The following is a 465-nucleotide window of genomic DNA, read 5'->3' as shown; positions in this document are numbered from 1 at the left end:
ACACTCGACTTAATGCGTTCGCCATGCAATAACGACTTTATAGAAAAACTAAAGCAAGAAACGACACTGTCTCATTCCAATAATGATCAGGGCGACAATCTAGAAAGATGCATTCAAGAAGTTGATGCACTCTCGATGTCACCTTCTCTTTTGAACCAATCATTTGCGGAAAACTGCTTTATAAAAATGCTGCTTCTACATATGGAGAGGCTGCATCAAGACACAGCTCTTTCTAAAATCAGTTTCGATCATATTGATCACATTACTGCATGGGTCAGACGGCATTATGTCGAAGATATCAATTTAGATGATTTGAGCAAGAGGTTTTCAGTATCTCGGAGCCAGCTTACACGAAAATTCAAGCAGAAGTATGGGTTCAGTCTAATTGAGTTTGTTCTGCAACTGCGTTTCGATGATGCTGCAAAGCAACTCGCGTTTTCTAAAAAGGACATTACTCGCATTGCC

General features: G+C 40.0%; 1 protein-coding gene. It reads left to right on the top strand.

Features of this window, described 5'->3' with window-relative positions:
* Positions 1–465, top strand: a 465-nt coding sequence (locus A3761_RS05260) for a helix-turn-helix domain-containing protein (protein WP_156491624.1), incomplete at both ends; no start/stop codon positions are given.

It is taken from the genome of Oleiphilus sp. HI0123 (assembly GCF_001635315.1).
This window is presented reverse-complemented; position numbering and strand designations above follow the sequence as displayed.